This window comes from Sphingobacterium bovistauri (assembly GCF_020295405.1).
GTDB classification, from domain to species: Bacteria; Bacteroidota; Bacteroidia; order Sphingobacteriales; family Sphingobacteriaceae; genus Sphingobacterium; species Sphingobacterium bovistauri.
In genome coordinates, this window is sequence record NZ_JADEYP010000017.1 from 70,029 (window position 1) to 84,053 (window position 14,025).

Genomic DNA, 14,025 nt, shown 5'->3' on the forward strand with positions numbered 1-14,025 from the left:
TTGTTTTAGTTGATGTATAATATACGTTGTGCCTTATCCAATTTGTAACTTACTTTGGCGACTTCTAATAGTCGTAGGATAAGATTGAAGTCACTATTGCGGTAAGCATCGCCCATGAGTTCCACTTGAGGAACTTTAGCTAAGTACACGATTTTGATATCGTACCAAAGTGCTATTTCGTCAAGAACTTCATCCAATGGTTTGTCTTCGAAATTAAACTTATTGTCTTTCCAAGCGACAATAGGCGCTGTTTTGATCACTTTCACCTGGCTATGATTTTTTTGTAATAGCCATTGTTGATTTGGTTTAAGGTTGCTGGCTTTGCCGGCATGTGATACAGACACAGATCCTTCAATCAATGTAGTATGGCTATATTCTAAATGAGCGTAATCGGCGACGTTAAACTCGGTACCCAATACTTCAATTTCCTGCCTATTGGCTTTTACAATAAATGGAATTTTATGTCCATGCTTGTCTAGCTTCTTCTCGACTTTAAAGTAGGCTTCACCTTGGATTTCAACGATACGCTTTTCTGCAGCCACAAACCGTGCTGGATAAATGAGTTTGGAGCCTGCATTTAACCAGACATTCGTACCGTCTTCTAGAGTGATTTGGTAGGTACCTCCACGTGGGGTCTCCAGGATCAAGCGGCTATTTTCATCCAATTTGTTTCCTTGGTTCAATACAGAGGTGCCATCTGCATAGTGGATCTGCTCATCAGATATCAATCCCCCAGCTTGTTGATCTAAAATGATTGTGCTTCCATCTGCTAATTTTAAGGTAGCCTTATTACTTCCTGGTAGAATCGATGAAGATGCCGTGGATAAATGCGAATCTTCTAATCTATTTGTGGACTTAAATGCCCACCATAGACCAACAATACAAACGAATATAGCTGCAATTGACGCTGACCACTTCCACAGGTTAAAGTTGGACCTTGGCTGCAGTGTCAACGGTTTGGGAGCGATGTCCACCTGGCTGCATATGTGATCATACATCCTGTTTTTGATGGTCGACAATGTAATATCTTCCGAACCGCTTAGTTCAACTTGACTATCATCAAAACTATTGTACCAGTCCAATAGCTCGGCAAACTCCTGTTTATCTATTGACCCATTCTGGAACTTATGGGTAAGTAATTCTATGCGATCTTTTTTATTCATGCACATTTTTCGGTTTAATCAATACTAAAGACCAGAAAAATGAGAAGGGGGGTAGGTGAAGAAATCTTTTTTTATTTTTTTTGTAATAAATAAAGTACCGTAACTAAAAGAGTCAATAGTTCGGTATTATTTCGTAAATCTTTATGCGCTTTTTTAAGATGATGCTTCACGGTGTTACTAGATATGTTGAGTTTTTCTGCAATCTCATTGACCGTCAGCCCTTCATCTCTTTTAAGTAAATAGACTAATTTACACTGTGGAGGCAAAGCTTGGATCGCTTCTTCAAATTGTTTAGTTAATTCAGTAATTATGAACTGTTTTTCTGGAGTTAAATGATGGACATCCTCCTCTAAAGTTATATCTTTGCTTTTTTTTCTTAGATTATACCTTCTTCTTAATACTGTAAAAATCTGATTGCGTATAGCCTGCGAAAGGTAATAACTCAGATCTTTCCCCTTTAACTCAAAATTATTCCGAAGTGCCCAAAATTTGCAAAATACATCTTGCACACATTCTTCAGCATCATGTAGATCTTCTAGACGGTGATAGGCTACTGCCAGGAGTTTATCCCAGTACCGACGATAAATCTCAGCAAATACGCGCTCATGTTGATGTGGCCATGTGGTTATCAACTGCTGGTCAGTAAGGGTATCTAGTTGATTCATTTAGGTAAATGATGTTTTCGCAAACCTACATAAAATAGCAATTAACCACAATATAAAATTTATAGTTATATTCGAAATTTTCACATTTCCTTCTTCATTGTTTAGTTTAGAAAATATTAAAATTAGACTGAATTAAATTTTCCGTTAGGAATTTTATCTTTAATTTCTTCGAGTCTTTGAAAGATTTTTATGTATTAAAATATTTGTATGTTTCATGGTTCTGCTTTAAGTTGTGTAACAAATTAAAAATCAAATAGAATCATTAGAGGATGAGTTAGCAAAGATTGGCTCAAATATATAAAACCTAATATTGATAAATTATAAGAGAAAGTACTCGAAAATCTTAGTTTCTTTATAAAGTAAAGGGGATATTCACACCAATCTTTCAATAATTGGTTCAATATTTCCTGAAAAGTTGGAGTTTAATGGAATTAATTATCGAAACACTAGAATCAACAATATTGCTAGTCATATAATGCTGATAAATAGGGGAGTGTGTGAAAAAAGAAAACCGTAAAAATGATGATTTACTTCACTTTTCCGGTTTAGTGCCCGTTAATGATCAATTATCGAAACATTTTTTAGATGATTTGAAGGTTTTAGAAGGATTATTGGATGAGACAGAACATTGAAAAATGATGAAAGGTAAGTCTTATTACGTTTATTATCTGTTTGAAAAATGGTAAGGCTACAAAAGGCTTGTGTATTTAAAATTGAATAGATCATATAAATTATAATCATATTATATTTTCAAATTAGATAAGCATCAGTTTTTTCTTAATTTAGCACAAAATTTTAAGGATATCTTCGTTTTATGGATGACCAAAATCTTATCTACCTATTAATTGTTGGAATCGTTGTAAGTAAAGCAATTATAGCTGTGTTGATTTATTTATTAGTAAAGAAAAATCGCGCATTAAAATTAGAGAAACAAAAGTTGGTTGCCACTAATGCTACCTTAGCATTACAACGTGATCAAATTATCATTTACAATCAAGAATTGAAGTCTTCGGAGGAATTTAAAACTAAAGTGATTTCTATCGCTTCTCATGATTTAAGAGTGCCTATTATATCCATGGAAATGTTGTTGAATTTTGATGATGCTATATTATTATCAAAGGATGATCTGCATCAAATTTTCTCGACTATTTCTAGCCAGCTTTCTATATCACGTAAAATGATTGATGAAATATTATTATGGACTGATTCTCAATTACGTCATAATATAGAAAATAAAGAGTCCTTTAACTTATCAGAACAAATTAAACTTATTTTGCCTGTTTTTAATGCGGATATACAGGCAAATAAAATCAATGTGATAAATAATATACAGGATTCATATTTGCTGTATATGAGTAAGGATATTTTTTCATTTATAATTCGTAATGTATTGAGCAATGCTGTTAAATATTGTAAAGGTATGGGAACAGTAGTCATTGGTTTTTCTAAGAATGATACCAATGAACTTTGTCTTTATGTTCAGAATGAATGTGATGAACTTTCCATGGAAGATTTGGAAAATTTGAATACCAAATATAGTTGGTCTTATAAGAAAAAAAATAATAACCGAGGTGCAGGTTTAGGTATTTCTTTATGCAAAGATTTATTTATGCGTATAGGAGGGAGATTAAAATTTGAAAATATAAAAGCTATTGGCTTAAAAGTTACCTTATATTTTCCAACTGCAGTCGAAAATATGGGTCATACAGATAGCTTAATTATAAATAAAATATCCACCTTACAAGAGCAAACAATAGATTAAATGTGAGAGTATAACCACAGCAAGCGCTGCTATTTAATTTAATTAGGATTTTTGAATAATCTCTGATTAGGGATGGAAACAGGGAAGTCTACCAAGTCTAAAAATAGGAGATATTGACCTATCCAACATCAAATTGCAAAATAGAATGTTATGAAATTATAGAACTTTTCCTACCTGGATAAAACTCATATTTAGAAGCTAATTCCTTGATGGTTTGTTGCTTCTCGATCTCTTCCATTTTACATTAGCTTCGATGTTATTTTGTGTAAATGTAGCCTTTCCTGTTTTATATATATTAAGTATAATCTATAAGTAATTTTCACGAGGCAAATTAAGAGTAAAATAAAAAGTACTACCAGCTCCAAAATCACTTTCAACCCATATTTCACCACCCTGAGCTTCAATGAACTCTTTACTTATACTTAAGCCAAGACCGGTTCCGTCTTTTTTAGTACCAGGAATTCTAAAATACCGTTCAAAAATCTTGTCTAAATATTCTGTTTGTATACCTTGACCTGTATCAGAAATAGAGAATAGAATTTTATCATTTTTTCTATGAACGTCAATCTTTATTGATGAATTTTCATGTGAATACCTAATCGCGTTAGATAGTAAATTTGTCAAGACCCAAGCAGTCTTTTCACTGTCCATAATTACCGAGGATATACCATCTTGAATATCTATATTGATCAATATTTGTTTTTGCTCTGCAGCAGATTTATTTGCATGAACAGCATATTCAAGCATTGGTCTTATTTCATCTAGGGATTGATTGATTTGTATGGAGCCACTTTCCACTTGCGTCATATTTAATAATTCGCCAGTTATCTTGAGTAAACGACTTGTATCTTCTTCAATTCCAATAATCAATTCTTTTTGTTCCTCATTTAATTTGCCAATTCTTTCATTTTTCAATAATCGAACACTCATTTCTATTGATGAAATAGGAGTTTTGAATTCATGAGAAACTGTTCCAATAAAGTTAGTTTTAGCCATATCAAGTTCCTTAAATGGAGTGATATTCCTCAGTAGAATTACTTTTCCAATAAAATTTGTAGTTTGTTCACCTGTAGGTATAATATTAATATCTATAATTTCTTTTTCGAAATAGCTTTCCTTATTATCAGCAAATATTTTGAGTGTTTTTGTAGTATTATTTATGTTTTCAGGATTATTAATATCTTTTATAAGGTCTTTTATTAAATCATTTGTGAGAGCAATTTCCTGAATAGGCTGATCAATTAAGTCCGATCTATTTACTCCTGAAATTTTTACAGCTTCATTATTAACAAAAAGAACTTTATTCATCTCATCAATACCTATTACTGGATCATGCATATTATCGATAAGTGTTTCGATACGTTTTTTTCCCTTTATTATTTTATCGAGTTTACTTTCTGAATATTCTTCTAATTTTTCAGCCATTGTATTAAAGGATGTCGCTAAATCTCCAAATTCACTGTGGCTTGCAAAGTGTACTCTTTTTTTGTAATTCTGGCCTGCAATTTCTTTAATACTATCTGTTAATTCTTTAATTGGATTAGCAATATTCGATGGGAGATTCACTAGAAGAATAAAAGCAATCAAAAAGCATAGTGTTCCTGTTAAAGAGATCATTATAATTGCATTTTCAGCAGTACTATCAGCAATATTACTTTTTCGATCAATTGCCTCCATATTTAAGCGCATCAATTCAGAGATATCTTTTCGTATTGTAGATAAAATTGCTGAGTCTTTTGAGTTCTCTTTGAGAAGATTAAAGTGCTTAACTAAAAGATTTGTAATTTCAATTTCTCCAATTTCTGTAACATTAGCTTGTTGCAGATCAAGGTTTTTCTGAAAAATTTCGATGTTTCTGTTATTCAAATTTATATCTTCTAAAGACAATAACATATTTCTCGAGTATTGTAAGGTGTTGTAGTTCGCTACTAGGATGTTGTTGGTATCTTTTCTTAATTGGTTTACATACCATCCGCTGATTATCACTAATGCAAGAATCATTAAAAAAAGTAATCCAACGCCAAATGTTAATTTTGTTTTTATTTTCATTAGGACAATATTACAAGGTCAATTTTTTCTGTTGAAAGGCTATTTATTAGCTTATTAAAGGTATCGGTTGCTAGTAAAATTTTTAATATAGTTATATGTGGCTTTCCTATACAGACAGTCGTTATTTTTAAATTCTCGACTTGCTCCATAATTGCCTTAGTTACATGGCTATTTTTAATTTTAATAATATCAGCTCCAAGTTCTGTTGCTAATTTAAAATTATTAATTAAATATCGTTGTTTGGATAGGGCTATTTTATTGACATCCTCTTTTGGTGTTTGTACATAAATTACATACCATTTGCCATTGTAGTAATTCGCTAATCGAGCTGTCTTTCGGATTACATTTCTCGCTACCTTTTCGTTTGAACTAATACAAGCTAATAATTTTTCTTTTTTTGTATTTCTGGTAAGTACGACTTCGTTTTCTACTTTTCTTTGAACTTGAGAAGCTACTTCTTTTAATGCTAATTCTCTTAATTGGAGTATTTGCTCACTTTTGAAAAAATTGTTTAAAGCCATCGAAACTTTCGATATATCATAAATTTTTCCTTCTTTTAATCTAGTAATTAGTTCTTCGGCGGTCAAATCAATATTAACGACTTCATCAGCTTGTGCAACTATAGTATCTGGAATTCTTTCTTTTACTTCAATTCCAGTAATAGCTCTAACATCATCATTCAGACTTTCTATATGTTGAATATTAACAGCACTGATTACATTAATTCCTGCATTAAGGATTTCTAATACATCTTGCCATCTTTTTTCATTACTACTGCCTTCGATATTGGTATGTGCTAATTCATCTATAATTACAACTTCGGGCCGAAGATTAATGATAGCTTGAATATCTAGCTCTTCTAATTCTTTGCCTTTGTAAAATAGTTTTCTACGTGGAATAATGGGTAAGCCAGACAGCAAAGCATGAGTTTCCTTTCTATGATGTGTTTCAATGTAACCAATCTTTACGTCAATCCCACTGCGCAAAAGTGCCTGAGCTTCTTGTAGCATACGATAAGTTTTACCTACACCAGCACTCATTCCAATGTAGAGCTTGAATTTTCCTTTTCTCGATTTTTTAATAAGATCTAAAAAGTGTTCTGCATCTTTTCGTTCTTCCATTATACGTTTTTATTTGCATTGAGCTATTTTTTAATAGATCAATTATAGTATAGTTGAATTTAGTGTTTTAAAATTTCCAATAAATAGCACCTAGCTATTGAGAGTTTTGTCAATTGTCACTTTCTTATACTTTACCTATTAGATAGGTATAATACAATGGACATCTTCTTCTGTAGAAAGAAGATGTCGTAATAATAGTTTAAAAACTAACGGCAAGTGCAGATGTAGCTGTAGTACTGTTTCGTTTTAAACTATTATCTCTATCTATAAAAATGGCGTCATTTCCATTATTTAAATTCCGAATTTCAGTTCTCCACATTAAATTGGGTAAAATATTGTAGTCAATATTTAATGATAATCCGACAGCTTGAAAACCATTTGATGTACCTGTTGCTATGATAACTCCTTTTTTATCTTGATAATACTCCGCACGTCCCGTTAATGCTAATTTTTGATTGGCTGTATATTTTGCTATTAGCACTGGTGTAAACCAAGTATTGTATGCACTGCTTCCTTTAGATTTTTGCTCAGCGCCGATATCAAAGCCTGTGGTTAAGCCTATCTTATCATTCATTTGATAGATGGCATACAGATTATGAAAGTATCGCATCTGTCTGACACTATCGGCTTTGTCATTACCTATAAATGAACTGCTATTGAATATCCACTTTGCATTTGGTTTAAATATGATCTGATGTCCAAAAGCAGGAGTGGAGTTCCCATTCACACGCTGAACACGCTGCCAGCCGTTTAGAATCATTCCGCTAATAAACCACATCGTGCTCTCAGAGGTGTAAGAAATCTTAGCACCTGTTTCAAAATAAGGTGAATTATCAGCAAATAGACTTCGTGTCAAAGTCCAGTTGTCTCTACCAATTGCTCTTTCAAATCCTATATGTGATGGCATTAAACCAGCATCTATCCATAAATTATGTTTTTTTGATAGCTTAAATCCAACATTGGCTTCATAAATATTTTTAATAACATCAGTCTCTGCTGAATAGTTTGTATTCATATAAGTACCTGTAGCCATCGCTATATTGGTGCGTAATCGTTCAGTATTGTAAGCCGCTTTAATAAAAGCTAGATTGATATTAAACTCATTATTCCTATTATGACTATAAACAAAGGATGGACGTTTATTATCAACAGGATTATTGAAATCCTGTTGATAATAAACTTCTGCATATCCGCTTATAGTTAATGTACTTTTTTCTTTTTCTTGAGCGCTAAGGTAAACTGTTACACATAATAATATTACTGTCAGAATTGATTTATTTTTCATTGTAAGAGATGTTTAGGGAATTAGTTTTTCATAAGATAATTGCATTATTTACAGTTGTTATTGACTCATTTTATCAAGTTCTATGTTAAGTTTAAGAACATTGATTTTCTCTGGGCCAAAGATTCCCCATAATGGTTTTTCTATATTTTGTTCGATAAGATGAAAGAGTTTATTGGCTTCAAGATTTCGAATTTTAGCTATTCTTTCAACTTGTACTTTCGCTGCTTGTATTGAAAAATTGGGATCTAATCCACTGCCACTTGCTGTTATCAAATCCACAGGGATGTCGGATTTTTTAACACCGGGATTATGAATTAGAAAGTTATCTATTCTAGTATGTACCGTTGCTAAATATTCATCATTACTAGGACCTTTGTTACTTCCTCCTGAACCTGCCGCATTATAATCAACAGCCGAAGGTCGTGACCAAAAGTATTTATCATCTGTGAAAGATTGACCTATATTGGTATAGTGTTTAACACCATTGTATGTTAAGACTTTTCCTTTCCCGTTATTAGGAGCCAATCTAGCCATAGACCAAACGACAAACGGATAAATAATAGCAAGTAATAAAATGCTAAATAAAGTGAGCTTGAAAGCAGGTAAAATATGTTTTTTCATTTTATTTTAAATTAAAGACCATTAAATAAAGAGTGCAATTGTTATATCTATTAGTTTTATTCCAACGAAAGGGACTAATATGCCACCTAATCCAAAAATCAATAGGTTTCTACGTAATAGGGCAGATGCCCCAATAGGTTTGTATGTGATACCCTTTAAAGCTAGAGGTATTAAAAAAGGAATAATTAGTGCATTAAAAATTACAGCAGAAAGAATTGCACTTTCAGGACTGTGAAGATTCATTATATTCAAGCTTTGCAAAGCAGGAATCGCTGTGATAAACAATGCTGGGATAATTGCAAAGTATTTTGCTATATCATTGGCAATACTGAAAGTAGTCAATGTACCACGGGTCATTAGTAGCTGTTTGCCTATTTCTACCACCTCAATTAGTTTAGTTGGATCATTATCTAGATCCACCATATTTCCAGCTTCTTTTGCTGCTTGTGTACCACTGTTCATTGCTACTCCTACATCTGCTTGGGCTAAAGCTGGAGCATCGTTTGTACCATCACCCATCATGGCGACAAGCCTACCTTCGGCCTGTTCTTTTTTTATGTAGTTCATTTTGTCTTCGGGTTTTGCTTCAGCTATAAAATCATCTACACCAGCTTTTTCAGCAATGAATTTTGCGGTGAGAGGATTATCTCCTGTTACCATCACCGTTTTAATTCCCATTTTGCGTAGGCGCTGAAATCGTTCTTGGATTCCATGTTTTACAATATCCTGTAGTTCAATTACACCTAAAACCATTTCATTTTCGGACACTACAAGTGGAGTACCACCATTTTTAGCAATGATCTGTGCACGTTCTTCTATTTCTATTGGAAATGTATTTCCTGCTTGAATAACGATTTTTTTAATTGCATCTGTTGCACCTTTACGAATTCTTATATTAGCATAATCCAAACCTGAACTACGTGTTTCGGCTGTAAATTTGATAAACGTAGGATTGCTTATTTCGTAAATTAGAGGATTTATTCCTGCTAGTTCTATGATTGATTTCCCTTCGGGTGTTTCATCAGACATAGAACTTAATACTGCTGCTTTTACTAGTTTGTTGTCATCAATTCCATTGGTGGGGTAAAAATTAGTCGCCTTACGATTTCCGATAGTGATAGTACCAGTTTTGTCTAAAAGTAGCACATCAATATCACCTGCTGTTTCTACAGCTTTCCCACTTTTTGTAATAACATTAGCACGTAAAGCTCTATCCATTCCAGCAATACCAATAGCAGAAAGTAAACCACCGATTGTGGTTGGTATTAGGCAGACAAATAGAGATATATAGGATGCGATTGTTATAGTAACATTAGCATAATCAGCAAAAGGTTTAAGTGTAACTGTCACAATAATAAACACTAAAGTGAATCCAGCTAAAAGAATGGTTAGTGCAATTTCATTAGGTGTTTTCTGTCTAGACGCACCTTCTACCAAAGCGATCATTTTGTCAAGAAAACTTTCTCCTGGCTGTGTAGTGACTTTAACAATAATTTTGTCGGAGAGCACCTTCGTTCCACCCGTAACGGAGCTTTTATCTCCACCAGATTCCCTAATTACTGGCGCAGATTCTCCAGTAATTGCACTTTCGTCGATAGTTGCTAACCCTTCTATAATTTCTCCATCTGAGGGGATTATATCTCCAGCCTCACAAATGAATACATCTTCTATTCGTAATGCTGATGATGAAATTGTTTTTCCGTTTAAAAGTTTTGCTGGAGTTTCTTCTCTAGTTTTTCTCAAACTGTCAGCTTGTGATTTTCCTCTTGCTTCAGCTATTGCTTCCGCAAAGTTTCCAAACAATAAAGTTAGAAATAGCACTAAAAATACCGTCAAGTTATACCCGAAACTACCTTGTCCTTGTCCTCCAGTTAAAGTCCAAATACTAACAACTAACATCACAAATGTGCCGATCTCCACGGTGAACATCACTGGATTTCGAAACATAGTTTTGGGATTAAGTTTTATAAAGGCTTGTTTAAGTGCTTGTTTAACTAGTTCTTTTTGGAACAATGATTTATTGTGATTCATATTAATAGTCTTTAATTAGGTTATTTCATTGAAAAATATTCTGCAATTGGTCCTAATGCCAGCGCTGGGAAAAACGCTAGTGCTGCAATAATTGCAATTACTGCAAATACCATCAACCCAAATGTAGAGGTGTCTGTCCTTAAAGTGCCTTCTCCCTCTGGTATAAATTTCTTCTGTGCCAATAATCCTGCAATAGCAATTGGTCCAATAATAGGCAAGAACCTTCCCAACAACAATACAAATCCCGTTGTTATATTCCACCAAGCTGTATTATCTCCAAGCCCCTCAAACCCACTACCGTTATTTGCCGCTGAAGATGTGTATTCGTATAATATTTCGCTGAAACCATGGAAGCTAGGATTATTCAAAGTAGATGCTCCATACTGAGGAAAAGATGTTGCTAAGGCAGTGCTGACAAGTATGAGTAGGGGATGTGTCAACGCTATTATCATCGCAATTTTCATTTCCCTTGCTTCAATTTTTTTACCCATAAATTCTGGAGTTCTTCCGACCATCAAGCCACTGATAAATACTGCAAGGATGATAAATACAAAAAAGTTCAATACCCCAGCACCAACACCTCCATAAAATGCATTGGTCATCATTGCTATCATTTGAGTTAAACCTGATAATGGCATAGCACTATCATGCATGGAGTTAATCGATCCTGTAGAAATAACTGTAGTAACAATGCTCCAAAATCCTGATGCAGCAGCACCAAACCTTATTTCTTTGCCTTCCATTGCTCCGAGTGAATTGTCTATTCCCATTTGAGTTATAGCAGGATTACCATTCATTTCCATTAAAATGGTTGGCACAGAAAGTAGTAAGAAACCAATGGTCATGACACTAAACATCATCCATGCGAACTTTTTCTTACGAATAAAAAATCCAAATGCAAAAATCATAGCCATAGGAATTATAAATTGGGCAAACATTTCTGTCATATTGGTTAAATAGCTAGGGTTTTCTAAGGGATGTGCGCTATTGGCACCAAAGAATCCACCTCCATTAGTTCCTACATGTTTGATAGGTACAAAGGCAGCAACGGGACCTCTTGAAACTTCGACTTCAGTTCCTTCTTGCGAGACTATTTTATCCTTTCCTTCAAAAGTCATTGGTGTACCTTCTAATAGTAGAACGGCTGCAATAAGCAAAGAAATTGGTAATAAAATTCGCGTACAGGATTTTAGGAAGTAGTTATAAAAATTACCTAGTTGCGTTGTTGTTTTTTCTCTGAAAGCTTTGAAGATGACTGTCGCGGAAGCTATACCTATACCTGCTGTAACAAACTGTAGAAACATAAGCCATACCTGGCCCAAATAACTGATTCCTGTTTCACCGGAGTAATGTTGCAAATTACAGTTAACTAAAAACGAAATAGAGGTGTTAAATGCGAGATCCGCTGACATATTCGGATTACCATCAGGATTTAGTGGTAGGTATTCCATATGCATCAGGATAGCCATGCTCATTAAAAACCATAAAAGGTTAATAGTAAGTAGTGCGGCTATATGTTCCTTCCAAGTCATCTCATGCTTGGCATTTATTCCTGAAACCTTGAATATAAACCTCTCTAATGGATTAAAAATGAAGTCTAAAATTGTTTTATCTCCAACATATACTTTTGAAATGTATTTCCCAAGTGGTATAGCTAACAGAAGCGTAAACCCAAACATTACAATAATTCCTAAAATTTCTGTATTCATAAGCTTTGATTAAATTTGGTTAAAACGTTTATCCTTAGAAATCGATATATTCCTGAATTGTAGGAAATATCTTTTTTTAAAGGTGTATCATTACGTTTTGATAAGTGCGTTAAAATTTCTCTGGCTTAACCAGTACATAGCATATATATACGAATACTGCTATGGCGACTATAAAAAATGCTATCATATACTCAGCGTGCGATGTGATTGTTCTTGATTTTGTAGTAGATAAATCTTCTTAAGATTTACTGGAATTTGCTTGTACAAAGCATTCCATTCATGGGTTGTACAGCGTTTTCTAATGCCCTCAAATGAACGGATAAATAGGTTCTCAATAATATATTTGAGGTAGTCATTACCATTATTATATAGTCTTCCAATAACCTTTATATGTAAACCTATTTTCTGGATTTGTCCTTTTTCTTGAAGGAATCTTAATAGGTTAATAATGGCTTGAAGTATACCAGGGAAGTTTTTACGAGAAGACAATTTATGTATTTCGTCTTTGATTTCGTCTTTGATTTCGTCATAATGACTTTCTAAATAAGCACTAGCTATATTTTCATTTATTTTATTCATTATAATGCTGTTTTAAACTTAATTATTTAATTTTCGAGAATAGTTTTTATATATCCCTTCCTTAGATCTGCAGGAAAAAGATTTAAATGTTTTTTAAAACTCTGGGGACTTTCTTCTGTAATGATTTCACTGAGGAATTCATTTTCAATGGCGTTTCTGATGTATTGATTTCCAGTTTGATATAACAGATTTACTATCTTTAGTATTTCTGCAGCATATTGTAGATCAGCGTCGCTATCTGTAAGAAGTTTTGAACGGAAATTTACTGCAAGAGCATGGAGCAGTTTATAGTCTGAAATTTCTTCATTTCCATCTGAAAAATCCGGAAACCATTGTCGAATTGTGTGGCTTATTTTTGTTTCCATTTTGCTTAAATTTTTTCAAAAACATTTACAAGTTTGAAAAGCATGACAAAGCAGATTATACAGCTAGCTACTAGGATTGATGTTAACATATTTATACTTTTTTATAGGTGTTTTACAGCTTTATGCCAAAGATGTACCATTGAATAGGTGTGGTTTGTAATTGTTTGTTTCACAGTATCTTATTGTTTTTGTTCGGTTGTGAACATAATCATACCTTATCATTATGATAGGGTTGATTATCATAATGATAGTTGCAAATGAAAATTTGTGAGATTTCTTTTTAATTAGAATACCTTAAAATGATATAAATTACTAGCGAGGGAAAACTAATCTATGGAATAATTACCTATTTTATATTAGCATATAAATTGACGTAGAAGAACTTGTGATTGTAACCTTAATCAGGTCATCATTTACTGATTTTGTCAGGTAATTGATCTGATAAAAACAGGTTAGATTATTTTTATAACTTGTGTAAAGTTATTTTTTGGAGATATTATAAACTTTAGTAGGGTAAATGAAGCTGTCCAAAAAGGGCAGCTTCTTTGTTTTATTTCGATTTTTAAGAAAACTTCTAATTGTTAAGCTGCATACTTGGATACAGAGGATATTTTGGATATTTTGTAATTATTGACAGTTTTGGATTCTGTTTTATTGCTAATAGAAGAGTTTATA

At 33.1% G+C, this 14,025-nt stretch carries 12 protein-coding genes; 1 reads left to right on the forward strand and 11 read right to left on the reverse strand.

Going from position 1 to position 14,025, the window contains the following annotated elements; translation table 11 throughout:
• Positions 1-5: 5 nt before the first annotated feature.
• Both IPZ78_RS10365 and IPZ78_RS10370 read right to left on the reverse strand, forming a co-directional pair.
• Complete coding sequence (locus tag IPZ78_RS10365; protein ID WP_225553386.1) at positions 6-1,169, reverse strand: FecR family protein; 1,164 nt, start codon at positions 1,167-1,169, stop codon at positions 6-8.
• A 65-nt stretch (positions 1,170-1,234) separates the two neighbouring features.
• A complete protein-coding gene (locus IPZ78_RS10370; RefSeq protein ID WP_225553389.1) occupies positions 1,235-1,828 on the reverse strand; it encodes an RNA polymerase sigma factor in 594 nt (197 codons plus the stop codon).
• Positions 1,829-2,642: 814 nt separating this feature from the next.
• Between IPZ78_RS10370 and IPZ78_RS10375 the strand changes: the two genes are divergently transcribed.
• Positions 2,643-3,590: a sensor histidine kinase gene (locus IPZ78_RS10375; protein WP_225553391.1), complete on the forward strand. Its 948-nt coding sequence runs from the start codon at positions 2,643-2,645 to the stop codon at positions 3,588-3,590.
• A 306-nt stretch (positions 3,591-3,896) separates the two neighbouring features.
• On the opposite strand, the gene IPZ78_RS10380 is transcribed toward IPZ78_RS10375, so the two are convergent.
• From IPZ78_RS10380 to IPZ78_RS10420, 9 genes are all read right to left on the reverse strand, one after another.
• Complete coding sequence (locus IPZ78_RS10380; protein ID WP_225553392.1) at positions 3,897-5,639, reverse strand: HAMP domain-containing sensor histidine kinase; 1,743 nt, start codon at positions 5,637-5,639, stop codon at positions 3,897-3,899.
• Positions 5,639-6,760: a sensor protein KdpD gene (locus tag IPZ78_RS10385; protein ID WP_225553394.1), complete on the reverse strand. Its 1,122-nt coding sequence runs from the start codon at positions 6,758-6,760 to the stop codon at positions 5,639-5,641. The genes IPZ78_RS10380 and IPZ78_RS10385 overlap by 1 nt, the downstream gene beginning before the upstream one ends.
• A 199-nt stretch (positions 6,761-6,959) precedes the next feature.
• Entirely contained in the window at positions 6,960-8,045 is a 1,086-nt protein-coding gene (locus IPZ78_RS10390) for a porin (protein WP_225553396.1), read from the reverse strand.
• Positions 8,046-8,102: 57 nt separating this feature from the next.
• Complete coding sequence (locus IPZ78_RS10395) at positions 8,103-8,666, reverse strand: K(+)-transporting ATPase subunit C (RefSeq protein ID WP_225553398.1); 564 nt, start codon at positions 8,664-8,666, stop codon at positions 8,103-8,105.
• 21 nt (positions 8,667-8,687) lie between these two features.
• Positions 8,688-10,697, reverse strand: a complete 2,010-nt coding sequence (kdpB, locus tag IPZ78_RS10400; protein ID WP_225553400.1) for a potassium-transporting ATPase subunit KdpB — start codon at positions 10,695-10,697, stop codon at positions 8,688-8,690.
• A 20-nt stretch (positions 10,698-10,717) separates the two neighbouring features.
• Complete coding sequence (kdpA, locus tag IPZ78_RS10405; RefSeq protein WP_225553402.1) at positions 10,718-12,406, reverse strand: potassium-transporting ATPase subunit KdpA; 1,689 nt, start codon at positions 12,404-12,406, stop codon at positions 10,718-10,720.
• A gap of 109 nt (positions 12,407-12,515) precedes the next feature.
• Positions 12,516-12,593, reverse strand: a complete 78-nt coding sequence (locus IPZ78_RS17360) for a potassium-transporting ATPase subunit F (protein WP_225553411.1) — start codon at positions 12,591-12,593, stop codon at positions 12,516-12,518.
• Complete coding sequence (locus IPZ78_RS10415) at positions 12,590-12,985, reverse strand: DUF7674 family protein (protein ID WP_225553405.1); 396 nt, start codon at positions 12,983-12,985, stop codon at positions 12,590-12,592. Before IPZ78_RS10415 ends, IPZ78_RS17360 begins: the two co-directional genes overlap by 4 nt.
• Before the next feature lie 26 nt (positions 12,986-13,011).
• Entirely contained in the window at positions 13,012-13,350 is a 339-nt protein-coding gene (locus IPZ78_RS10420; protein ID WP_225553407.1) for a DUF7674 family protein, read from the reverse strand.
• Between the last annotated feature and the right edge of the window lie 675 nt (positions 13,351-14,025).

What these genes read in the sequence shown, in the direction of transcription:
- IPZ78_RS10365 (WP_225553386.1), bottom strand. Translation starts at nt 1,169, where the DNA reads ATGTGCATGAATAAAAAAGATCGCATAGAATTACTTACCCATAAGTTC.
- IPZ78_RS10370 (WP_225553389.1), bottom strand. Translation starts at nt 1,828, where the DNA reads ATGAATCAACTAGATACCCTTACTGACCAGCAGTTGATAACCACATGG.
- IPZ78_RS10375 (WP_225553391.1), top strand. Translation starts at nt 2,643, where the DNA reads ATGGATGACCAAAATCTTATCTACCTATTAATTGTTGGAATCGTTGTA.
- IPZ78_RS10380 (WP_225553392.1), bottom strand. Translation starts at nt 5,639, where the DNA reads ATGAAAATAAAAACAAAATTAACATTTGGCGTTGGATTACTTTTTTTA.
- IPZ78_RS10385 (WP_225553394.1), bottom strand. Translation starts at nt 6,760, where the DNA reads ATGGAAGAACGAAAAGATGCAGAACACTTTTTAGATCTTATTAAAAAA.
- IPZ78_RS10390 (WP_225553396.1), bottom strand. Translation starts at nt 8,045, where the DNA reads ATGAAAAATAAATCAATTCTGACAGTAATATTATTATGTGTAACAGTT.
- IPZ78_RS10395 (WP_225553398.1), bottom strand. Translation starts at nt 8,666, where the DNA reads ATGAAAAAACATATTTTACCTGCTTTCAAGCTCACTTTATTTAGCATT.
- kdpB (WP_225553400.1), bottom strand. Translation starts at nt 10,697, where the DNA reads ATGAATCACAATAAATCATTGTTCCAAAAAGAACTAGTTAAACAAGCA.
- kdpA (WP_225553402.1), bottom strand. Translation starts at nt 12,406, where the DNA reads ATGAATACAGAAATTTTAGGAATTATTGTAATGTTTGGGTTTACGCTT.
- IPZ78_RS17360 (WP_225553411.1), bottom strand. Translation starts at nt 12,593, where the DNA reads ATGATAGCATTTTTTATAGTCGCCATAGCAGTATTCGTATATATATGC.
- IPZ78_RS10415 (WP_225553405.1), bottom strand. Translation starts at nt 12,985, where the DNA reads ATGAATAAAATAAATGAAAATATAGCTAGTGCTTATTTAGAAAGTCAT.
- IPZ78_RS10420 (WP_225553407.1), bottom strand. Translation starts at nt 13,350, where the DNA reads ATGGAAACAAAAATAAGCCACACAATTCGACAATGGTTTCCGGATTTT.